This window comes from Hassallia byssoidea VB512170 (assembly GCF_000817785.2).
Classification (GTDB): Bacteria; Cyanobacteriota; Cyanobacteriia; order Cyanobacteriales; family Nostocaceae; genus Hassallia; species Hassallia carrinoi.
On sequence record NZ_JTCM02000084.1, the window covers coordinates 1 to 23,003 of the forward strand.

The 23,003-nt window shown below is 43.0% G+C and carries 19 protein-coding genes and 1 tRNA gene; 13 read left to right on the top strand and 7 right to left on the bottom strand.

What is annotated here, in order from left to right; all coding sequences use genetic code 11:
- The first annotated feature begins 84 nt into the window (after positions 1 to 84).
- Together psbC and PI95_RS25580 are read left to right on the top strand one after the other, a co-directional pair.
- Positions 85 to 1,473, top strand: a complete 1,389-nt coding sequence (gene psbC, locus PI95_RS25575) for a photosystem II reaction center protein CP43 (protein WP_039748017.1) — start codon at positions 85 to 87, stop codon at positions 1,471 to 1,473.
- Between the two features lie 222 nt (positions 1,474 to 1,695).
- Positions 1,696 to 2,325 (top strand): Uma2 family endonuclease, encoded by a 630-nt coding sequence (locus PI95_RS25580; RefSeq protein WP_039748015.1) that lies wholly within the window; start codon positions 1,696 to 1,698, stop codon positions 2,323 to 2,325.
- A 114-nt stretch (positions 2,326 to 2,439) separates the two neighbouring features.
- Here the strand turns inward: PI95_RS25580 and PI95_RS25585 are convergent, their stop codons facing one another.
- From PI95_RS25585 to PI95_RS25595, 3 genes are all read right to left on the bottom strand, one after another.
- On the bottom strand, positions 2,440 to 2,739 hold the full coding sequence (locus PI95_RS25585) for a CU044_2847 family protein (RefSeq protein ID WP_039748013.1): 300 nt from the start codon (positions 2,737 to 2,739) through the stop codon (positions 2,440 to 2,442).
- 142 nt (positions 2,740 to 2,881) lie between these two features.
- Positions 2,882 to 3,724: an SWIM zinc finger family protein gene (locus tag PI95_RS25590; RefSeq protein ID WP_039748011.1), complete on the bottom strand. Its 843-nt coding sequence runs from the start codon at positions 3,722 to 3,724 to the stop codon at positions 2,882 to 2,884.
- 214 nt (positions 3,725 to 3,938) lie between these two features.
- A complete protein-coding gene (locus PI95_RS25595; protein ID WP_039748009.1) occupies positions 3,939 to 7,229 on the bottom strand; it encodes a sll1366 family intein-prone helicase in 3,291 nt (1,096 codons plus the stop codon).
- Between the two features lie 724 nt (positions 7,230 to 7,953).
- On the opposite strand from PI95_RS25595, the gene PI95_RS25600 reads away from it, so the two are divergent.
- Positions 7,954 to 10,110, top strand: coding sequence for a polyribonucleotide nucleotidyltransferase (locus PI95_RS25600; protein WP_039748007.1), 2,157 nt, complete (start codon positions 7,954 to 7,956; stop codon positions 10,108 to 10,110).
- Between the two features lie 450 nt (positions 10,111 to 10,560).
- Positions 10,561 to 10,824 carry a DUF3146 family protein gene (locus PI95_RS25605; protein ID WP_039748006.1) on the top strand — a complete coding sequence of 88 codons (264 nt, stop codon included), beginning with the start codon at positions 10,561 to 10,563 and terminating at the stop codon, positions 10,822 to 10,824.
- 100 nt (positions 10,825 to 10,924) lie between these two features.
- On the opposite strand, the gene PI95_RS25610 is transcribed toward PI95_RS25605, so the two are convergent.
- From PI95_RS25610 to ntcA, 3 genes are all read right to left on the bottom strand, one after another.
- The gene (locus PI95_RS25610) at positions 10,925 to 11,368 is read right to left on the bottom strand and encodes a pre-16S rRNA-processing nuclease YqgF (RefSeq protein ID WP_039748004.1); all 444 of its coding nucleotides are present in this window, start codon (positions 11,366 to 11,368) and stop codon (positions 10,925 to 10,927) included.
- A gap of 187 nt (positions 11,369 to 11,555) precedes the next feature.
- A complete protein-coding gene (locus PI95_RS25615; protein WP_039748002.1) occupies positions 11,556 to 13,049 on the bottom strand; it encodes a DUF3084 family protein in 1,494 nt (497 codons plus the stop codon).
- A gap of 169 nt (positions 13,050 to 13,218) precedes the next feature.
- The gene (gene ntcA / locus PI95_RS25620; protein ID WP_029632465.1) at positions 13,219 to 13,890 is read right to left on the bottom strand and encodes a global nitrogen regulator NtcA; all 672 of its coding nucleotides are present in this window, start codon (positions 13,888 to 13,890) and stop codon (positions 13,219 to 13,221) included.
- A 385-nt stretch (positions 13,891 to 14,275) separates the two neighbouring features.
- On the opposite strand from ntcA, the gene fabI reads away from it, so the two are divergent.
- The 4 genes from fabI (at position 14,276) to PI95_RS25640 (ending at position 19,329) form a co-directional block, all read left to right on the top strand.
- Positions 14,276 to 15,052 (top strand): enoyl-ACP reductase FabI, encoded by a 777-nt coding sequence (gene fabI / locus PI95_RS25625; protein ID WP_039748000.1) that lies wholly within the window; start codon positions 14,276 to 14,278, stop codon positions 15,050 to 15,052.
- Between the two features lie 137 nt (positions 15,053 to 15,189).
- Complete coding sequence (gene hisB, locus PI95_RS25630; RefSeq protein ID WP_039748925.1) at positions 15,190 to 15,834, top strand: imidazoleglycerol-phosphate dehydratase HisB; 645 nt, start codon at positions 15,190 to 15,192, stop codon at positions 15,832 to 15,834.
- Positions 15,835 to 16,058: 224 nt separating this feature from the next.
- Positions 16,059 to 17,024, top strand: coding sequence for an ABC transporter ATP-binding protein (locus PI95_RS25635; protein WP_039747998.1), 966 nt, complete (start codon positions 16,059 to 16,061; stop codon positions 17,022 to 17,024).
- 850 nt (positions 17,025 to 17,874) lie between these two features.
- On the top strand, positions 17,875 to 19,329 hold the full coding sequence (locus PI95_RS25640; protein WP_039747996.1) for a polysaccharide biosynthesis/export family protein: 1,455 nt from the start codon (positions 17,875 to 17,877) through the stop codon (positions 19,327 to 19,329).
- A gap of 317 nt (positions 19,330 to 19,646) precedes the next feature.
- Here the strand turns inward: PI95_RS25640 and PI95_RS25650 are convergent, their stop codons facing one another.
- Positions 19,647 to 20,621, bottom strand: a complete 975-nt coding sequence (locus PI95_RS25650; RefSeq protein ID WP_039747995.1) for a glycosyltransferase family 2 protein — start codon at positions 20,619 to 20,621, stop codon at positions 19,647 to 19,649.
- Positions 20,622 to 20,766: 145 nt separating this feature from the next.
- Here PI95_RS25650 and rplS point away from each other — a divergent pair, with 145 nt between their 5' ends.
- The 5 genes from rplS (at position 20,767) to rplK (ending at position 22,811) form a co-directional block, all read left to right on the top strand.
- Positions 20,767 to 21,129: a 50S ribosomal protein L19 gene (gene rplS / locus PI95_RS25655; RefSeq protein ID WP_039747993.1), complete on the top strand. Its 363-nt coding sequence runs from the start codon at positions 20,767 to 20,769 to the stop codon at positions 21,127 to 21,129.
- A gap of 154 nt (positions 21,130 to 21,283) precedes the next feature.
- Positions 21,284 to 21,356: transfer RNA gene (locus tag PI95_RS25660), tRNA-Trp, on the top strand.
- A 174-nt stretch (positions 21,357 to 21,530) separates the two neighbouring features.
- Positions 21,531 to 21,752 (top strand): preprotein translocase subunit SecE, encoded by a 222-nt coding sequence (secE, locus tag PI95_RS25665; protein WP_039747992.1) that lies wholly within the window; start codon positions 21,531 to 21,533, stop codon positions 21,750 to 21,752.
- Positions 21,752 to 22,378: a transcription termination/antitermination protein NusG gene (nusG, locus tag PI95_RS25670; protein ID WP_039747990.1), complete on the top strand. Its 627-nt coding sequence runs from the start codon at positions 21,752 to 21,754 to the stop codon at positions 22,376 to 22,378. The genes secE and nusG overlap by 1 nt, the downstream gene beginning before the upstream one ends.
- Before the next feature lie 7 nt (positions 22,379 to 22,385).
- Positions 22,386 to 22,811: a 50S ribosomal protein L11 gene (rplK, locus tag PI95_RS25675; RefSeq protein WP_039747988.1), complete on the top strand. Its 426-nt coding sequence runs from the start codon at positions 22,386 to 22,388 to the stop codon at positions 22,809 to 22,811.
- The last annotated feature ends 192 nt before the right edge of the window (positions 22,812 to 23,003 follow it).

Here is a 23,003-nt window from a genome sequence, read left to right on the forward strand (position 1 = left end):
TGCTGAACGAGGGTATCCGCGCTTGGATGGCTCCTCAAGATCAACCTCACGAACAATTTGTATTCCCTGAAGAGGTACTACCGCGTGGTAACGCTCTCTAATAGACCTTCGGTAATGGGCAGCGGACGCGACCAAGAATCCACTGGATTCGCTTGGTGGTCTGGCAACGCTCGTCTAATCAACTTATCCGGCAAACTGCTGGGTGCTCACGTAGCCCATTCTGGCTTGATTGTATTCTGGGCTGGAGCGATGACTTTGTTTGAAGTCGCTCACTTCATTCCCGAAAAGCCGATGTACGAGCAGGGCTTGATTTTGCTACCTCACATCGCTACCTTGGGCTGGGGTGTTGGAGCGGGTGGTGAAGTCATCGATACCTTCCCCTACTTCGTAGTCGGTGTACTGCACCTGATTTCCTCAGCGGTACTCGGTTTTGGCGGTATCTATCATGCCGTTCGCGGTCCAGAAACCTTAGAAGAATATTCTTCCTTCTTTGGTTACGACTGGAAAGATAAGAACAAGATGACCAACATCATCGGATTCCACCTGATCATCTTAGGATGCGGTGCGCTTCTGTTGGTGTTGAAGGCAATGTTCTTTGGTGGTGTATACGACACCTGGGCACCTGGCGGTGGTGATGTTCGCGTCATTACCAACCCCACACTGAACCCAGCCACAATCTTCGGTTATTTGATTAAATCCCCCTTCGGCGGCGAAGGCTGGATTGTCAGTGTCAATAACATGGAAGATATCATTGGCGGTCACATTTGGGTTGCCTTTATCTGTATTGCAGGTGGTATTTTCCACATTCTCACCAAGCCTTTTGCTTGGGCACGTCGTGCCTTAATTTGGTCTGGTGAAGCTTACCTCTCCTACAGTATTGGCGCTGTGTCCTTGATGGCATTCATCGCCTCAATCTTTGTTTGGTATAACAACACCGCTTACCCCAGCGAATTCTACGGTCCTACAGGTCCTGAAGCTTCTCAAGCTCAAGCTTTAACCTTCTTGATTCGTGACCAACGCTTGGGTGCTAACGTCGGTTCTGCACAAGGTCCTACCGGCTTAGGTAAATACTTGATGCGCTCTCCTACTGGTGAAATCATCTTCGGTGGAGAAACCATGCGCTTCTGGGATTTCCGCGGTCCTTGGTTGGAGCCTCTACGCGGTCCCAACGGTCTTGACTTGGAAAAAATCAAGAACGATATTCAGCCTTGGCAAGCTCGTCGTGCCGCTGAATACATGACTCACGCTCCTCTGGGTTCTTTGAACTCTGTGGGTGGTGTGGCTACGGAGATTAACTCCTTCAACTACGTATCTCCTCGCGCTTGGTTGGCATGTTTCCACTTTGTCGTGGGCTTCTTCTTCCTAGTTGGTCACTTGTGGCACGCCGGTCGCGCTCGTGCAGCATCAGGTGGATTTGAGAAAGGTCTCAACCGTGAGAACGAACCAGTAATGAATATGAAACCACTTGACTAGGTTGCAAAGTTTTTAACTTTCATCACTGACAATCAATAGTTTTAAAGCTCCTGTTGAAAAACAGGGGCTTTTTTCTTACTGTATTGAAAATCGGGCATCTTTTTGCAATTACGTCGATAAATTTAACGTATTGTAGAGACGTTCCAGCGGAACGTCTCTACGATAAATGGTGTGTAAACACAGGAATTTCAATTTTTTTACAGGTAACAAAAGGTCGTGTTTATGACAATTGCTGCTCACCGAGCCGATCGCGTACTACTTTACAGCATTGACTGGCAACAGTTTGAAAATATCCTCAAAGATTTGGGAGATCGTCGAGCTGCACGCATAGCTTATGATAACGGCACTTTGGAAATTATGACTCCTTTACCTGAACACGAAATTTATAAAGAAGTTATCAGTGATGCAGTCAAAGATATTGCTGAGGAATTAGAAATAAACTATGAAAGCTATGGTTCAACTACCTGGAGACGAGAAAGGAAAATGGCAGGGGTTGAGGCAGATAATTGCTTTTATTTCCAGAATGAAGCTTTAGTTAGGGGAAGGCTCGATGTAAACTTAAATCAAGATCCACCACCTGATTTAGCATTAGAAATTGATGTTACAAGTAAATCTTTAGATCGCTTTGGGATTTATGCTCGTTTGGGAGTACCAGAACTTTGGTGTTATGACTCTGGTGAATTGAAGATTTATCACCTGCAAGACGGGGAATATGTCGAATCAGAGACAAGTATGGTATTTCCAAATTTACCAATTCGGGAACTGCCGAAATTAATTGAAGAAAATCGAGCGGATGGTAGATTGGCAATTCGTCGTGCAGTGCGACAATGGGTGAGGGAAAGAGGGCAATAAGGAGGCGATCGCTATCTTTTCGGAAAAATTATGTTTAATATAATACTTTTGTCTCAGCATTTTCCTAGTAATCCTACCCCTATAGAACAATAAATAAATATCCTCAGCAAGCAACTAATTACCCCACTCCAATGTAATTTCCAGATTTGCCGTAGATGTACCTTTCACTAGTAAAGCTGTGAGTTTTCCAGATTCAATGCCTATTTCTATACCAAATTTCACAGTGAATCTATCTGGCTTAACTTTGTGCAATGCTTCGGCAATTTCCTTAGACAGAGATTCTATCGTGTCGGTTACTTCGCTAAAAGGTCGGGTGTGAAAATTTATTTTGCGATCGCCTATCGGTGTAGCTTCTACTTTAACACTTGTCCCATCAGCAAGTTCTACGGAAATTATTCTACTTTGGAGTTCCATGTTGCTTTAACTGGATTACTCTGCTTTTATAACATTCAATCATTGGTAATAAAACTTACTAACAAAATAATCAAACTAAAAGTAATGCTGGGTGTAAATAACGACTATATCTCATATTAGGTAAGTTCATCGGCAAACTTATTCAACTTCCTCCTAAATTCATCGCAGCTAAAACAGCTTTCTGGCTGACATCTTTGTAGACTGTATCCAAATATTTCATTACCACATCAGCAGAAGTTAAATTTACTACATTTTCTTCTTCCTTTGCTAGAGGAATTGACCCCAAAACATCTAACACTGTCTCGCTTCCCGATGGCGCAATTACTACTAAAGAAGACTCTAACGGCTCATTGTACTGCCAGAAAGAGTCAATTTTTAGAGTTTGTTGAGTGCTAGTTGTTGATTGTTTGTTGGATATTTCTTTATGTGTTATTTGCGTCTGCTGATTATTAGCGCTGCGTAATTGCCGCAAATCGCTGATAATTTGTTCTTTAGTGCGTCCGCGCAATTGAAATAGTACAAACGGATCTTCACTAAAGCGATCGCCTAATTGATAGTAAATTGCACCAACATGTTTACACGGATTTGCTTTATCAGGACAAGAGCATTTACTATGAACATCTGATAAAGTGAAAGGAAACAGCGAAAGACCATTGCTAGTAAATACATCTTCGATATTTTGTGGCATTTCTCCCGCTAAAAGTTTTGCCGCAAAAATCGCTCTTTTAGACATAGTTTCAATCACATAACCCCACTCTTCATCACTAAACGGGTCAAGAGAAAGAGAAACTTTATATGGTTCAACTTCGCTACCTTGTACCTTAGCTAATACCTTTGCACCTTTGAATTCTATACTCAGAACATTTCCCTGACGTGCATAAGTTCTCGCACGTTCTAAACGCTTTTTAAAACGATATGAATCTAATAAATCAAGCCACCGTTGTGACCACCATTCTCGACTTGCTTGTAGCGTGTCATTAGCCATATCAATTTGTTGTTTGTTGTTTGTTAGTTGTTGGTTGTTAGTTGTTGGTTGGTTGTTGGTTGTTGGTTGTTAGTTGTTGGTTGACGGTTAACAGTCAACGGTCATCCACTATCCACGCTTCCACCATCCACCATCCACCATCCACCATCCACGCTTCCACCATCCACCATCCACGCTTCCACTATCCAATAACAACTAACTACTAACCAATTCTTCATTCTGCATCTTCGTCTATTATTGCACTGCGGTCAAGTAGTAGTAAGTTGCGGAGTTGGTCTGTATCCATTTCTGTTAACCACTCTTCACCTGCACCAACAACTTGTTCAGCGAGTTGTTTTTTACTTTCTATCATGTCATGAATCTTTTCTTCTAAAGTGCCTGTGCAGACGAATTTATGTACTTGTACATTGCGAGTTTGACCAATGCGAAATACTCTATCTGTGGCTTGATTTTCTACTGCTGGGTTCCACCATCTATCAAAGTGAAAAACATGATTTGCTCGTGTTAAATTAAGTCCTACACCACCAGCTTTCAGAGAAAGAATCATTATTGGTGGTCCTTGGGGGTCGTGTTGAAAACGGTCTATCATTTCCTCGCGTTGTTTTTTGGAAGTGCTACCGTATAAAAAGAAAGTTTCTCGCTTTAGCTGCTTTTCTAAATGGGGTTTGAGTAACTTACCCCATTCAGCAAATTGTGTGAAAATTAAAGCGCGATCGCCTTCTGCTAAAGCTTCATCCAACATCTCTTCTAACCGCTGCAATTTACCAGAATTATGCTGTTCTAAAGTATTTTGCTTTAAATATTGCGATGGGTGATTGCAGATTTGTTTCAACTTGATCAATAAAGCTAAAATCATTCCCCGACGTTGCAATCCTTCTGCTGTTTCAATCTCAGCTAAAGACTCGTCAACGACTTTTTGATAAAGCGTGCCTTGTTCTGGAGTTAAACCACAAAATACTGCCATTTCCTGCTTTTCTGGCAAGTCTTGAATAATTTCGCGATCGCTTTTCAGACGACGCAAAATAAACGGCTGCACTAATGAACGTAATTGTCTCAAAGAAGCCGTATCACCATACTTTTCAATTGGTATCGCAAACCGTCGCTGAAAAAATTGCTTACTTCCTAAATACCCAGGATTGAGAAAGTCTAAAATAGACCACAATTCTTGCAATCTATTTTCTACAGGTGTACCCGTCAAAGCAATGCGAAATGTTGCTTCTAATTGTCGCACCGCTTGCGACTGCTTCGCCTCAGAATTTTTCACATTTTGCGCTTCATCTAAAACAATTCCTTGCCAAGAAACGCTTTGTAATGACTTGATATCTCGATAAATCAGTGAGTAACTAGTGATAACTAAATCCTGCTTTTTCACGGCTGATGCAAACGCTTTACCTTTAGGACGTTTGTCACCGTGATATTGCAAAACTTTGAGTGTTGGGGCAAATTTATTAACTTCCCGTTCCCAGTTTCCTAACACTGAAGTTGGGCACACGAGTAATGTTGGTTGTTCTAACGCCTCCTCTTGTTTAAGGTATAATAAAAAACATATCAACTCAATAGTTTTACCCAATCCCATATCGTCTGCAAGACACGCACCTAAACCCCAACGTTCCAGAAATGCCAGCCAAGCTACTCCTCGTTCTTGATAAGGTCGTAATTGACCTTGAAAACTTTTCGGTGTGGGTAAAGGTGCGATCGCCTGATTATTTGTTAGCGCTCCAACTAACTCTTGCAATGCCCCAGACGCTTCAAAACTAACAACTGGTAATTTTTCAATTGTCTGAGTGTCCCCAGTACTCAAACGCAAAGCATCTTCCAAAGAAAGCGTCATTTGTTCTTTACGAGAAGCAAAAAATGCTTGGGCAGTTTTAATATCTTGAGGACGCAATTCCACCCACTCACCATTAATTTCCACCAGCGGACTATTTAACGCCACCAATCTGTCAAATTGCGCTTTAGAAATTGTCTGTCCACCAATAGCCAATTGCCACTCAAAATTTAGCAGACTTTGTAAACCCAAACGCCCCTGTTTTTTATTTTCCGTTTGTGCGGTAATTTTTAAACCTAATTTGTTGGCAATATCCCCACGATTTGCCAAACTCGAAGGCAGAATTACCCCCAAACCACTGTCTTCAAAACGCCACGCTACCGACTTGATAAACTCATATCCTTGCATTGGATTGAGACGGCAAGATTGAGGATTTTCCGTTTCTAAACTCGATGCAATTGGCGGGTACAATCGAGAAGCTAACCCCAAACCGCGCAAAAACGTTTCTTGAGGCTGTTCAATTGTCCTATTTTGAATAACTAATTGCTCAACTGGATTATCCCAAATCGTGGCTGCATCTACTATAAATTCTGGATCGTCAGCCGCTTGCAAGAAATAAGCTAATGTCCAATCTGCCTCCCCCGATGGAGGACGCAGTTCAAAACAAGTGCGAAATAAAGTTTTTCCCGCCAGTTCGTATTGTACCGGCAAAGTCCAAGTTTTCAGCGCCGCTTCTAACCTTTCCACTCCCACCGTATCCGCGTTGAGTGTCTGGGATGTACTATTTAAAGCTTGCAGCCACAACTTCACCGCCGGTGGTAGAGACGCCATTATCCTGGCTTCTATCACAGGTTGGGAACCGACCATTTGCCGAACTTGAGAATCTATCGTTTGGTGAAGAAATCCCAACAGCAATACAGCAGGTTGTACCGGAAAATCTACTGCTAAGGGAGATTCTTGACTCCTAACTTCTAACTCCTCAACGCCAGGTGCTTCAAGCCGGGGAACCCGTCCAACGCACTGGCTCCTCCTAACTTTATAAGTGCGGCAAATTAAAGGCATCTTCGCGGCAAATTTTTCTAGACGAGTTTGATCGACAGCACTATCAATTAGTGCTTGCCATTTAGCGGCGATGGCAAAGCCAACGCCTTCGGCGAACGCCTCATCTGATTGTCTTTGAATTGTCGGTAAAAATTTCCCTCGCGAGATTAAATCTAAACTCCAACGGGCAATTTGCGACCAAAAGCGCAAATCTCCTCCTAAAAAAGCATCTTCTCCGTTATTAGCACTCAGGGGTAGAGAAGTGAGAAATTCCATTGCTTCACTTGGGTTGAGACAAAAACCCTCAACGCGCCAAGGTTGCAGGTATTGTGGCGATTCTGTCGAGTCTCCTAATGTGGCAGAATGTTTTGGAGCGATCGCTATTTCTTCACCGCTTTCTAAAATATCAGTCGGTAACGAAATTATTTGCGAGTAAGTACGCAAATTATCAGTACTATTTGCAACTTTTGTCTTCTTAGTTTTACCGTCACCTACTTGCGGTATGAACTTGGCAAGTGTCATGTGACGCGAATTTAACCATTCCCCTAATTCCATCGCATCGATGGCAAATGGATGCGCTGGGATATCTGTGGCATAATTGGACAAATTCACACGCGATGAACGCCAAGTCTCTCCCCAAACAAATAAACAACCGCCCTGATTTTGCAGTAACCAACTACCGTGTAAAATTGCCATTCGTCAAAATAAATCTTATAAGAATGCTTCTTTTCTCTTTTTACTTTCGCTCTTATTTTTGGGAAATAATAGATCCAAACAAAAATATCAAGTAGAATAAATATTAACCATTTATTAACTTGACTTTCTCGATAATAGTATAATAAAATTATTCTCTTTATTTTTCAAATTAATAAATAGTAAAGTAATTAATAATTGATGTTCAAATGTAGCCCCAGCAATTTATTTCTCAACTATCATTTGCTTTCTTTGCAGCTAAAAGGGATGAGAATAATGTCGTCAGGGCAATAGAAGATGGCGCGACAAAAAAAACAATCAATTTGCATTTGTAAGCGTTTTTTTACAGCCAAATGCCAGTTGGTGCATTTGCTTTGTTTGTCACGATGGTTTCATTGTACAACCAAAGAATGCTTTTGTTAGACATCAGGTCTGTCATGGTTAACCAAAAAATTGGGCGCTCCTACAATGATGTTTGGCTTTCGAGCTTTCAAACTAATATACCTTTAATAAGAGTGTAGCAATCGATAAGGTTTGAGACATTCATCCGCTTTGCTTCTTTGTTATGTAGCGATCCTCGCCATATTGCCGACAAGCGATCAACAGCGCACTCTGTGCTTTCGTCAGTTGTTTATCTTTGTATGTACGTTCTTGCCCCAGCCATAGTGCATAAATGTTAGGATTGCCACAGAAAGAGAATAGCGTGCATAGAAGGAAAAAAAACTGAATGGCAGAAGTTGATAAGTCAATATCCTTCGACGGGCGGGATATTCGACTGAAGGTTGGTTTACTAGCTCCCCAGGCTGGTGGGTCAGTCTTGATACAATCTGGGGATACAGCAGTTTTAGTGACAGCTACGCGATCCGCAGGCAGAGAAGGCATTGATTTTCTTCCCCTCACCGTAGATTACGAAGAAAGACTGTATGCAGCAGGTAGAATTCCTGGAGGGATAATGAGGCGAGAAGGTCGTCCTCCAGAAAAAACAATTCTGACTAGCCGTCTAATTGACCGTCCGATGCGTCCCTTGTTCCCTTCATGGTTGCGGGATGATTTGCAAATTGTCGCAGTAACGCTATCGATGGATGAAGAAGTACCACCCGATGTGTTGGCGGTTACAGGTGCTTCAATCGCTACCCTGATTGCCCAGATACCCTTTTATGGACCGATGGCAGCAGTCAGAGTCGGTTTGGTGGGAGATGATTTTATAATTAACCCCACCTATGCAGAAATTGAAGCCAGTGACCTCGATTTGGTGGTCGCAGGTTCGCCGGATGGTGTGATCATGGTAGAGGCTGGGGCAAATCAATTGTCAGAACGAGATATTATCGAAGCGATTGATTTTGGCTACGAAGCAGTGCGAGACTTAATTAAAGCGCAAGAAGATTTGATGGCAGAACTGGGTTTGCAAATGGTGCAACAAGAAGCACCAGAAGCAGACTTGACGCTAGAGAATTTTATTCGCGATCGCGCTAACGATGAAATAAAAAAAATCCTCTCACAATTTAGTTTCACCAAAACCGAACGAGATACCGCTTTGGATGAGGTGAAGGAAAAAATTAAAACCGAAATCGCCGAACTTCCAGAAGAAGACGCAATTCGAGTAGCTGCAACCGCAAATAGCAAAGCATTAGGTAACACTTTTAAAGACATTACCAAACAGTTAATGCGGCGTCAAATCGTCGAAGATAACGTTCGCGTTGATGGTCGCAAGTTAGATGAAGTGCGTCCTGTTTCTTGTCAAGTTAATTTATTACCTCGACGAGTTCACGGCAGCGGTTTATTTAACCGGGGACTAACTCAGGTATTAACTGCTTGCACCCTTGGCACACCCGGAGATGCCCAAAACCTCAACGACGATTTGCAAATAGACCAATCCAAACGTTACATACACCATTACAACTTCCCGCCTTTTTCTGTGGGGGAAACCAAACCTTTACGGGCGCCAGGGCGTCGCGAAATTGGTCACGGGGCTTTGGCAGAGCGATCGCTCTTACCCGTGTTACCATCAAAAGAGCAATTTCCCTACGTGATTCGGGTCGTGTCGGAAGTGCTTTCTTCCAACGGTTCCACCTCAATGGGTTCCGTGTGCGGTTCCACCCTCGCTTTGATGGATGCTGGCGTACCAATTACCAAACCCGTCAGCGGTGCGGCAATGGGTCTGATTAAAGAAGGCGACCAAGTGCGAATCCTTACCGATATTCAGGGCATTGAAGACTTTTTGGGCGACATGGACTTCAAAGTTGCTGGGACGGATACTGGAATCACCGCCCTGCAAATGGACATGAAAATCTCCGGTTTGTCTTTGGAAGTCATTGCCCAAGCCGTCAATCAAGCTAAATCGGCTCGATTGCACATTCTGGAAAAAATGCTCACCTGCATCGATCAACCACGCATTGAAACTTCACCTTACGCGCCACGCTTGTTGACCATTAAGATTGACCCAGACATGATTGGTCTGGTCATCGGACCCGGAGGCAAGACAATCAAAGGTATCACTGAAGAAACTGGTGCCAAGATTGACATCGAAGATGATGGTACGGTGACGATTTCGGCGGTGGATGAAAATAAAGCGAAAAGAGCACGCAACATCGTCCAAGGCATGACGCGCAAGCTGCATGAAGGTGATGTCTACGTCGGGCGCGTGACGCGGATTATACCTATCGGGGCGTTTGTCGAATTTCTCCCCGGTAAAGAAGGAATGATCCATATTTCTCAACTAGCTGACTACCGTGTTGGCAAAGTTGAAGATGAAGTGGCAGTTGGTGATGAAGTGATTGTGAAAGTGCGCGAGATTGATAACAAGGGTAGAATTAATCTTACACGCTTGGGTATTCACCCAGATCAAGCAACTGCGGCGCGAGAAGCAGCAGCAGTGAATAAATAACTCGCGCTTTAGGATTTTAGATTTTGGGTTAATGGCAAATCTAAAATCTCTAAGGCGATGCCTTTGCTGTAGGCATCGCCGGCAGCATTTTTTGATAACTAGCCGAATAAGCCGAACGAGTGAATTCGCGGCATTGGGCGTACAAAACCAGGCGATCGCAGGCTAAATGGAATCAGATAATTTCCCAATCCAAAATAAGGGATTTTTGGTGATGGTGGGTAGCACCGAATTGCGGATGTAATCGGCTACTTGATCGATAAGTTAATGACTGAGTGTAAAGGTTAAGCTCGTAGTGGGCACTTTAGTGCCCAAAATGAGCGCTCTTCTCGCTTATTTGATTCTCAATCCAACCAACAAAAATCCTCACTATGTCAGTTTGTGGATCTAAGCTATGTATGGTAGAAGTAGCCTACATGGTCAACCTTTATCTCAAACTTGACATAAAGCATAGTGAGTACTAAACGTCTGCCAGAAAGCATTGCCCATGTCAGGGTTACTCGCCAATCCTGGCAACACGGCTTCCTTGAAGGGGAAGTCAGCGCGGGTGACTTTGAGTGGCAGTTTCAATGGCATTTTCGCCGGGGAGAACTGTCTGTTAAGCCTTCTCAAGGTCGTGCGTTAATTAAAGAACCCCTCGGTCGCTTCTTGGAGCAACGAGACTACGAGCTAGAGCCTGGAGGAGATTATGCTTTTACTATTCGGGCTGAGTTATAAGGCTTTAGGGAATGGGTAATAGGTAATGGGGAACGCGAAAATAGGGAACGTGAGAATATGAGCTAGCCGACGCTTTGGGATTAGCAAGTTCGCAATTAATTTATACCGCTGATTCGGTTAAGCGATTTAAGTATCTTTCGATTAAGAGGATGGCAACAATGTCATCTATAGGTCTTGGTGGTTGTCGCATACCTTGTGGCAATAGTTTCGAGAGTCCTTTGGGTGGGTACATTTGCCAATAGCGATCGCGTGCTTCTAAGCTGGTGTAACGCTCATCCACTAAAATGATATTCAACGGCTCTTTAACTTGTTCAGTTATTTGCTGTTTCCAGCGTTTTGCCGTAGTTTGGTCGCCCATCACCATCAAGGAAATCGGGTAATTTTGGCGCAGTTTGTCAATTCTTGCGATCGCCTCACTTGACAACACAACTTGATGATAATGTAGTTGCCGATCTAGCCCCATCACTGCTAAACCACACTTATCTTTACCTGGATCGAAGCCCAAAATCACTGGTTGCGTCGGCGAAAATTCACGAATAGTCATATTAAATACGTTAATAGTTAATAGTTAATAGTTAATAATTAAGTAAGTACGCATAAATAAAAACACCTGTTTCCACAAATTTCATTCATCTTCTTTTCTGACAACGCCCATTACCCATTACCCATTATCCATTACCCATTACCCATTACCAACTACCGATTACCCATTCCCCATTCCCCATTCATTTTTATGTACTAAAAATAATTTGTCCGTTTTGTATAACAAGTAATCTCACTTTCAGTGGTCCGACTGTATAAATATCTTCTGCTGCAACAGCTTTAATATCCACAGGTTGATCGTACTGTTTTAATTGAGCAATAAACCGAAGGACGGGACCCTCGATTTGAATATCTTCGACAATTCCTGCATTGCGGGCGCGAAATTGAGAAGCCGAAATTAGCAGTTGTAGCCGCTGCTGCAACTGATAGGATGTCATGGTTTGCGGATCGGCAGTAGTTGTAGCCACGACTTCTCCCCCGGTAAAGACAACTTGATTTCGCGCTGCATCGGCAAAAAATTCTATCTGCTTTTCGCCTCTGACGTAATTACCAGCAGAGAAAATTCGCACCGCGTATTCTCTACCATCACTAATCTGCTTGCTGAGTTGCTCAATCCTCTCTTGGGTAACACGTAATATTTGCACATTATTGACAGGATTTGTATTTGGTTCAGCTAATTCTATGTTGGCATTACGGTTAGCTTCTTGTAATAGTTGAATCACAGCTTGACGGGCAATGGCAGGTTCAGGAGCGCGAATTACGCCAGCAGCAATAACTTGACCCCGAACCAAGGCAACTTTACCCAAACGCAAGTAGCGAAAAGATTGGTAATATTTTTCTAGCCTTGCGACTTCCTCTTCTAGATAGTCTTGTTGTGTTTCTAGTTCTTTGAGCCGAGATTCTCTTTGGGTAATTACTTGCTCTCGCGAGGCAATTGCTGAATTGCGCTCTCTAATGAGTCGATCTAGTTGAGAAATTTTTTGATCGCGCTGTTCGATAGTTTCTTGGCGATTAGCAAGTTCGCGATCGCGTTTTTTAATTGCTGCTTGAGCTGAGGCGATCGCTTTTTTGGCTTCATCAAATAATCGTTGGCGTTCTCCCCTCAAGCGTTGAATTCCAGCCACTAGTTCTTTCTGTTGCTGGGAAACGCTTTCGAGTTGATTTATAGCTTGTTTATACCGACTAACAACTTGATCTAGCTGATTTTGAGTGCGTTGCAGGTTCGCTTGAGTTTGAGCCTGTTGAGCAATAGTACGGTTTAATTGAGCTTGTGTAATTTGTTGTTTAGCATTTGCCTCTTTCAACGATTGATTAGTCTGCTGCAATTGTTGTTGAGCTTGGGTTTGTTCTTTTTTTGCCTTATCTAGTTCAACTTCTACTTGACTTTTTTGCGCTTCTGCGGTTTTTAGCTGGTCGCGCTTGTGCCTTAAGTCTCTTTGAATATCTTCTAGCTCAAAGACTCCTTTACGCAATCCTTCATCAGCGGCGAATAAAATGCCTAAAGTTGACGCGGAAATTAAACCGCCTGTGAAAATAGTTACCAGTACTGCGGTCTTTTTGGGACGCAGCTTGAATAGAGAGAGGCGTGCTTTGCCAACCCGTGTGCCAATGCGATCGCCCACGGTGGCTATCACGCCCCCTAGAATTAAAATTGCCGCTATGAGGATGTACCCGGTGGTCATCTTCAGCTACCGAATCCTTCCAGATACAGCCTACTACTTTCAGTCATTCTCTGCGGTTTATTTGAGGTTGGCAATAGCAAAACAATTCCCTTTTTAGATTTACCTTCACATAATGGTGTTATTTCTCAAAAAAATGAAACAGCGCTATTGCCTAAGCCTCAATTGTATGCTAAGTAAATTGCCTACTTAAAGTAACAGGTTTGTGAACAGTAATCTTTTTTTTGTGAATGGAAATCATCTTCTTTTCGCGCAAATCGCCCAGTAAGCGGGTGACGGTGACGCGAGTCGAACCAATTGCCTCAGCGATCGCCTGATGAGATAGCTTCAGATCAATTGTAATTCCATCCGCACAAGGAATGCCAAAATCCCGACACAGAATCAACAGAAAACTCACCAACCTCGAACCCATATCTCGGTGAGCGAGAGTTTCAATCATCATCTCTGTCTGTAAAATGCGCGAAGATAGACCCCGCAACATTAACATTGACAATTCCGGATTTTCCTTCAGTGCTTGCTCAACCTGTTCAATTGGTGCTGAAAGCAAGTCCACGGGTGTAAAAGCAACAGCATGGTAAAACCGATCTGACTTATTTCCCGTTAGTAATGACAATACACCAAAAACGCTATTTTCCCTTAGCAGTGCTACAGTTATTTCTTCTCCTGCCTCATAAACCCTGGAAAGTTTTACAGCACCTTTCAAAAGAAAATAAACTCTTTCGGCAGGATCGCCAGGAAAAAAGATCGTTTTATTGCGTTCAAACGTTTCCACAACCGGTGGAAACGCTCCGGTTGCCATTTGACGAAAAACATTTGCTAGGGCTTTATCTTGTGCCACGATCATCTACCTTCCCCTACCCAATGCCGGAAAAATTAAAACTGATTTCCTAAGAATACACCCGAAAAATCAATAACACACCGTCAACCTTTTTGTACTTTACTATACTTATGGTCATATATTCATAGCTAATTGTTTATAATGATACATAATTTTTGATAGTTCCAGCTACTAGTCCTTAATAGCTACGATCCAAAGTTGTACTCAACAGGTTTTTTCTCAAAAAATTCACGCTTTCTTGAGAATATCTTAAGGAAGAAGCAAGAATCTATTCATTCCCCAAGGAACCGACGACAAAATACAGCAATAGCAAATACTGCTAAAAACTCTCGTCAAACCAGGCTCAGATTCTAGTATGCTCAATCTGTGATCGTGTACGTTAAAAATTTTTATGTTAAATCTCGCCGGGAAAAACGCTCTAGTCACAGGCATTGCCAACAACCGCTCGATCGCTTGGGGAATAGCCCAACAACTGCACTCAAGCGGCGCCAACATCGGTATTACTTACCTTCCAGATGACCGAGGTAAAATGGAAAAAAAAGTCGCGGAATTGGTCGAACCCCTCAGTCCTAGTTTGTTTATTCCGTGTAATGTAGAAAATGATGAGCAAATTCAATCTACTTTTAATACAATCGCCGAAAAGTGGGGCAAATTAGATATTTTGATCCACTGTCTTGCTTTTGCGAACAAAGAAGATTTGACTGGAAATTTTAGTCAAACCTCGCGTCCAGGTTTTAATAAAGCTTTAGAAGTTAGCACTTACTCATTAATCCAGCTAGCAGGTGCAGCCAAACCTTTAATGACAGAAGGTGGTAGCATTGTTACGCTCACATATTTAGGTGGCGTTAAGGTGGTTCCTAACTACAACGTTATGGGAATCGCCAAAGCCGGATTAGAAATGAGCGTGCGTTACCTTGCATCTGAATTAGGTCCTTCTAATATTCGCGTCAATGCCATTTCCGCAGGTCCGATTCGCACTTTGGCATCTAGTGCGGTGGGCGGCATTTTGGATATGATTCATCATGTAGAGCAAGTTGCACCTTTACGACGCACCGTCACTCAACTAGAAGTAGGCAATGCAGCAGCTTTTTTATCTAGCGATTTAGCCAGCGGAATTACTGGACAAGTCCTGTATGTAGATGCAGGATATGAAATCATGGGGATGTAAAATTGGTAATTGGTAATTGGTAATTGGTAATTGGGAACGTGAAAATTGGGAATTGGAAAACAGAAAAGTACATTACCCATTCCCCATTACCACCCATTACCCATTCCCCATTACCCATTCCCCATTACCTATTACCTATGCAAATAAGCGATCGCCAAATTCTGTCCTCACACCACGACCAGCCAAATAAAACTTCTCGTATTGCCTCAGTTAGCCGCACTACGGGTGAAACTGATGTGCAAGTCACTATCAACCTAGATGGTACAGGTATTTGTAATGCCGCAACGGGAATTCCCTTTTTGGATCACATGCTGCATCAAATAGCTTCCCACGGACTGATTGACTTGGATGTGCAAGCTAAGGGAGACTTAGAAATTGATGACCACCACACCAACGAAGATGTAGGTATTACTTTAGGGCAAGCATTAAGCCTTGCATTAGGCGATCGCAAAGGCATTGTCCGCTTTGGTAATTTCCTCGCACCTTTAGATGAAGCTTTAATTCAAGTGGCGCTGGATTTTTCCGGGCGTCCCCATATAAGCTATGGTTTAGAAATTCCTACGACTCGCGTGGGAACTTACGACACCCAACTAGTACGAGAATTTTTTGTAGCGGTGGTAAATCATAGCCAAATGACGCTACACATCCGCCAACTTGATGGCATTAATTCCCATCACATTATTGAAGCGACATTTAAGGCGTTTGCGAGGGCAATGCGGATGGCGGTAGAAATCGATACCCGTCGTGCTGGTATGATTCCCAGTTCTAAAGGCGTTTTATGAAGAAGAGGGGGAAAGGGGATTTAAGAGGGGGAAAGGGGAAAGGGGAAAGGGAAAAGGAAGAAGTAGTTTTAAACATTCGTACTAATTTTAAATAACTCCGCCCCTTTCCCCTTTTTTCCTTTCCCCTTTACCCCTCTTAAAAATCCTTTCCCCCTCTTAAATCCCCTTTTCCCTTTTAGAAATATAATATCTTTGCTGTAGCCACGAGCACAATTTAAAGACAAATGAAGTCTGTTGCAGATACCACTGATTCTCAACTAAATACTACAGACCATCCACCAGTAGTGTTAACTTCCGAGTTAAGAAAAGTCTATCGTACCGGCTTTTGGATGAATCAAAAAGTCGTATCCCTCAAAAGCTGTTCTTTAAAAGTTTACAAGGGAGAAACCTTTGGTTTGTTAGGACCAAATGGTGCTGGTAAAACTACGCTTTTAAAGTTGTTGCTGGGAGTTATCCGTCCCACGGCTGGGCGAGGATTATTATTGGGTAGACCGCTAGGCGATCGCACTGTTAAAGAACGTATCGGCTATCTACCTGAAAATGCCTATTTGTATGATTATCTCACTGGCTGGGAATTTTTGCAGCTAGCAGCCGGACTATTCCAAATTCCTCAAAGCGTACAACGCCAACGCATCCCGGAACTGGTAGAATTAGTGGGCTTATCTCCAACGGATGCTCGCAAAAAACCTCTTCGCCGCTACTCTAAAGGAATGCTACAGCGTGTGGGTATGGCACAGGCATTAATTAACGATCCAGAATTGGTGTTTCTAGATGAACCAATGTCTGGACTCGATCCGGTGGGACGCTATCAAATGCGAGAAATTATCTTGTCGTTAAAAGCTGCTGGCAAGACAATTTTTTTCAACAGCCATATTCTCAGTGAAGTAGAGAAAATATGCGATCGCGTTGCTATTCTCTCTCAAGGTCAATTAATTTGCTCTGGTTCCCTCAATCAACTTTTAGGAAATAAAAGCACATATCGTGTCAAAGGTCAAGGTGGTGACTCGGAAGTTCTCAAAAAATGGATACCTAGTCTAGAATTTGAACCTGATGGTTCTTGGCAAGGTGAACTACAAGAAGATTACTATGATTTTCTTGCTAGTCTCCGCTTGATGAATGGGCAGATTATTGCTATGAACTTGTCTGGTCTTTCCTTAGAAGAGTTTTTTATGCAACAAGTTAAAAAATAAAATCATTCTGTTAAGTAATATAACTTTGCAACTATGTTAAAAGCTGTAATGCTGAGAAAATCTAATATGAGTTTATTTATAATCAAGTTATTTGGAAAATATACCAGTCTTAAATAGAAGCGTCAAAAACAAGATTTCCGACTTCTTGAAGAAGTCGAGAATCTGAAGGAATCAGTTCAGCTCGATTTTTTTAGAAATTAACGTGAGTTCGATGAACCTCTCCCCAACCCCTCTCCGACGCGGAGAGGGGCATAAATACCCTTAGTTTGGAACGAAAAATTAAGGTTTCAAAGCCTCTCCAGTAATAAAAGCTGCTCCTCTTCCCTCACGCCACTTGCTTCAAGTCTGGCGACCGAACGCAGTGGCTCCCCTTGTAGGGGAGGGTTAGGGAGAGGTGGGGGAGCCAGTGCGTTGCGGGGGTGGAGGAGTTTGTAGCACAGCCGCGTGAGAGGAATGGAAGCGGGGTTCTGTAAAATCTGTCGAATTCACGTTAAATTAGCTAGCTTTTTTATACCTAGTTGATTATATTTATCAAAACTATAATTTTTTTGTTCTCTTTTATAAAGCCTGCATGAGATTTTAAAATATCGTTCTTTGCGCTACGTCATCTTAGTATATAATCAATAAAATAAAATTTGATGCCTGCCTAAATTAGATTTATTCCGTCTCGAAAATTTGCCGAATAAAACTTTAAGTTAACTTTACCAAAAATTCAAATCAAATCAACAATTTGCCTCCGGAAAAAATAGCTTTTTGATGAAAATAAGAATGTTGGGGAACTTGAATACTTACGTATAGTCAAGATAAAAATGTTAAGAAAACACTTTATTCATGGTGGTATCAGCTAAGTATGCTTAATACAGGTATGTTGAAATTCCTCACCCAGTCAGTTGCAAGTGTAGCGTTGTTAATGGCTCTTAGTGTCGCTTTGCCGGATGTTAGCCAAGCTCAAAGACAACCCAGAGCGGCTACCACACAACTCGATGCAAATTACACCTTAGGAGGAGGCGATCGCATCCGGGTTAACGTGTTTGAAGTGCCAGAATATACGGGCGAGTACCAGATACCTCCTGGAGGCGCGATCAACCTACCTTTGATTGGCAGCGTCGCCGTTCAAGGGCTAACAACCGAACAAGCATCTGACGAAATTGCCAGAAGATATGCTCGCTTTCTCAAACGTCCCCTAATCTCAGTCAATCTTTTATCACCTCGTCCGATTAACGTTGTCGTTGCGGGAGAAGTGTCACGTCCTGGCGCTTACTCTCTCAGCTTGCAAGGAGGCGCAGGTAACGATCCTGGCGTGCAATACCCAACCGTATTAGCCGCAATTACAACCGCTCAGGGCACACTCAGTAATGCGGATATAACTCAAGTACAATTGCGGCGCAAGCTAGGACGCAGCGGTCGAGAGCAAGTAGTCACAATCAATTTGAGAGAACTCATCCGAACAGGCAGGTTATCACAAGATATTACCTTGCGGGATGGAGATACGATTGTTGTGCCAACAGCAGCCAGACTCGACTTGGCAGAAGCACGCAATTTATCAGCAGCTAACTTTGCCGCAGACCCCACCAGACCCCGCACGGTAGCAGTAGTTGGTGAAGTGAATCGTCCGGGATCGTATCTTGTCACCCAAGGTGGAACAGACGGAGGAAACGCAGGTAGTGCTGGGGCTGGGGCAAGTATCACCGGTCAGCCAACTGTAACGCGGGCACTTCAGTTAGCTGGGGGAATTACACCACAAGCTGACATTCGCAACGTCAAAATCCGCCGACAGACAAGAGCCGGTGGGGAACAAATTATAGATATCAATCTTTGGCAACTATTGCAAAGTGGTGATGTCAATCAAGACACAATTGTGCAAGACGGAGATACAATTTTCTTCCCAACTGCAACAGAGATTAACGCAGCAGATGCTACTGTGTTAGCTAATACTACTTTGTCTCCGGCTACTATTCAAGTTGGGGTAGTAGGCGAAGTGAAAAGACCCGGAACTGTAGAAATTAAGCCTAATAGCTCCTTAAATCAAGCGCTACTTGCTGCTGGGGGATTCGATGGTGCTAATGCTAGCAGTTCTGCTGTCGATTTGGTTCGCCTCAATCCTGATGGTTCTGTGACCAAACGTAAAGTAAAAGTAAATTTTGCCGCTGATATTAATTCCCAAACTAATCCGATACTCCGCAATAATGATGTTGTCGTAGTTTACCGCTCTGGTACAGCCAAGGTTGGTCAAACCGTAGGCAGTGTTATCAATCCTGTAGCTGGTGTGTTAGGTATTCTCCGATCTTTATTTCTTGGTTTCTAAATATACATATTGAGGGCGTTTGTCAAGCTTTTTCGTCTCCTTTGGGAGCGATCGCTTTCAGCGGGCGCTCTGCGCCCGGAGCGCATTTTTTACTCAGTATGACATGCTGTTTGCTACTGGTAGCAGTTAGGTAGGCTGCTCAGTTAGCAGAAAATTTAGGGCATGGAAGAATTTTATCGATAGATTTTCGAGATTTTAATACCTATCGCTGGAAAAATCACCATCCATTTGAAAATTTGATGGTGTGGGATAGTTAAGGGGTGGTGTGGAGGCGCATTTTTTTGTGCAAAACTCGACTTTACCCAATGCTCAATCTATTAATTAATCAACACAAACTTCTGAATATGAGAATCTTGTTGATTGCTGCCGCGTGAGAAGACAGCATTTAGCAAAAGCCGCCAAGCTATAGGAGAAAGTACAGATAAATCAAGAAGAAGCAAAACGCTGTTAATGTTTTTTTGCTTGAGTGCAACTATTGCCCAATGTAGCTTCAAATAATTCTTAATATCCGCAAGCGCAGGGATATTAGAGCGATGTTTTTCATTCACAAAGGCGTAAATTTTCTCTTTCATCAAAATATTTGTATCGAGTCGCTTTTGCAGAGAAAACTTATGATTGTAAGCACCTGCCCAAATGGTACGATAAGCTAGGCACTGATTAAGGAAAATGGCATCACCAAACTGAGCAATGCGAATCCAAGAATCAATGTCATCGCAGTTAGCATCAAGTTTTGAGTCCCAAGCACCAACTTTCAGAAAAACGTCACGACGACAAGCTACTTGTACCGGGGTGCCAAAGGGCAAAAGCTCTAAAAGCATACCGTAGTGAATATCAGCTTGGGGAATATAAAAAGCTAATCCAGGACCTAGATGGGGGGTGCGGCTGAGATGCTCCCCATTGTTATCGACTTGAGCAGCTATACAAGAGCAGATGACAGCTTGAGAATTCTTTTCTGAGGATACCTCATTTAATTGGGCGTGTTTGGCGATCGCTTTTGTCATCTCCTCCAAACAATTCACAGCTAAGTAGTCGTCATCATCCAAAAATTTAACCCAGTCACCACTAGCTTTGGCAACTCCCGTATTTACCGATGCTGCATGACCTTTGTTAACTTCGTGACGATGATAAACAACTTGATTTCCCAAGCTTTTGACATAAGCTTCAGTGTCATCAGACGAACAATCATCAACAACTACTACTTCACACTCTATCGTCTGATTAACAGCAGAATCTATCGCTCGTCGCAGCAAGTCTAAACGATTATAGGTAGTGATGACGACACTAAATTTCATAAATCTCACACTTGTGGCATAGCCGTTTAAAATATACCTTCTGTTTCTCTGGTAGTTGTACCGGAAAAATCTTACTTCGGAAATAACTAGACTCAAAAGGGGTTCTCGAATTATTATGGATGATTGTGAGTTTTTTAAATAGACTATGAACGCGCAAGAAATAATCCGCTCGATTGAAGCGGAACAACTAAAATCTAATTTGCCCGACATTTACGTGGGCGACACAGTTAAAGTCGGTGTCAAAATCAAAGAAGGCGACAAATACCGCGTGCAACCATACGAAGGCGTAGTAATTGCCAGACGTAATGGCGGAATTAATGAAACCATTACAGTACGTCGAGTATTTCAAGGTGTTGGCGTTGAAAGAGTGTTTCTTTTGCATTCTCCCCGAATTGATAGCATCAAAGTTATCCGTCGTGGTAAGGTAAGACGTGCTAAACTGTATTATCTACGCGATCGCGTAGGTAAAGCTACCCGAATCAAACAACGGTTTGACCGTCCTTTGTAATTCGCACTTCGTTTTTATGGGAGAAATCTCCACTTTCAAGCGGCTCCTGCCGCTGATTTGTTTTATAAGCTCGCGCGCGAGAATTGAAATAAAAGTCAAATTGCGTTAGACTAGATAAAGTTCAGCGCTTCGGACACAATTGTAGACAGCTTGTGCGCTCTTAGTTCAGTTGGTAGAACGCAGGTCTCCAAAACCTGATGTCGGGGGTTCAAGTCCTCCAGGGCGCGCTCTCCAAACAATAAAATTGCCCGAAACAAGTACACAACTGCTAATTGTTCAGCAAGTACGGAAAGTTTCGGGTATAATTGTATTTGCAGCCTGCTTGACTTTCACCGAAATCGAAAGTAATAGACAATAGCTGTGAATAAAAGCTCGTCAAAGAATCGCGGAGATAAACGACTGTGGCAAAGAAAAACGAAGCAGAAATGCCAGAAACCACTAATGGGTTAAGCATATCCAACTTCTATCAGGGACTTAGAGAAGAACTCGATAAAGTGGTTTGGCCCAGTCGCCAGCAGTTGGTGAGCGAATCAGCAGCAGTGTTGCTGATGGTAACACTCTCCGCATCTTTGATATATTTAGTCGATGGATTGTTTACTTGGGCAGCAAAACAGGTGTTCTGATGGTTGGTGCAACAGACGAACCACGCAACTTAGAAGAAGCAGAAACAGCGCTGGATGCTTTGCAAGAAGCACGCTGGTATGCAGTACAAGTAGCTAGTGGCTGTGAAAAGCGTGTAAAGACAAACTTAGAACAGCGCATTCAAACATTTGATGTAGCTGATAAAATTGTCAAGGTGGAAATTCCCCACACGCCAGCGGTGAAAATCCGTAAAGATGGCAGTCGCCAAAATACAGAAGAAAAAGTGTTTCCTGGTTACGTGTTAGTCCGGATGGTTATGGACGATGACGTATGGCAGGTAGTGCGAAATACATCCCATGTAATAAACTTCGTGGGAGCCGAACAAAAACGCGGCACCGGCAAAGGTCGCGGTCACGTAAAACCAATGCCCCTGAGTGCCTCAGAAGTAGAACGGATCTTCAAACAAACCGCCGAACAAGAGGCAGTTGTCAAAATTGACATGGCGACTGGTGATAAGATAATCGTGCGGGAAGGTCCATTTAAGGACTTTGAAGGCGAGGTGATTGAAGTCAGTCCAGAGCGGAGTAAGCTTAAAGCCTTGCTTTCGATTTTTGGACGAGATACACCAGTAGAATTGGAATTTAATCAGGTTGAGAAACAGAGCTAAATAGAAAATGGCGAAAAAAGTAGTAGCGATTATTAAACTGGCTTTGAACGCTGGGAAAGCCAACCCAGCACCGCCAGTGGGACCGGCGCTAGGTCAACATGGTGTGAACATCATGATGTTCTGCAAAGAGTACAACGCCAAAACAGCAGACCAAGCTGGGATGGTAATCCCGGTAGAAATTTCTGTTTTTGAAGACCGGAGTTTTACTTTTGTACTGAAAACGCCACCAGCATCAGTGTTGATTCGCAAAGCAGCGAAAATTGAAAGAGGCTCAAACGAACCGAACAAAAAGAAAGTTGGCTCGATTACCAAAGCGCAATTGCAAGAAATAGCCCAAACCAAAATGCCCGACCTCAACGCCAATGACATTGAAGCGGCGATGAGGATTGTCGAAGGTACTGCGAGGAATATGGGCGTAGCGATCGCGGACTAAGTAAAGTTATGAGTTATGAGTTATGAGTTATGAGTTATGAATTAACAACTGCTGACTCCTCGCTTTTAACTACGCAATCCAAAATCTAAAATCTGTCTTGAAAAGCTTTGATCGGAGGAAACCTCCGCTCAAACTTTTCGCAAAATCCACTCATCATATCGGGGGAGAGAACAAACCTCGCTAATTACCCCA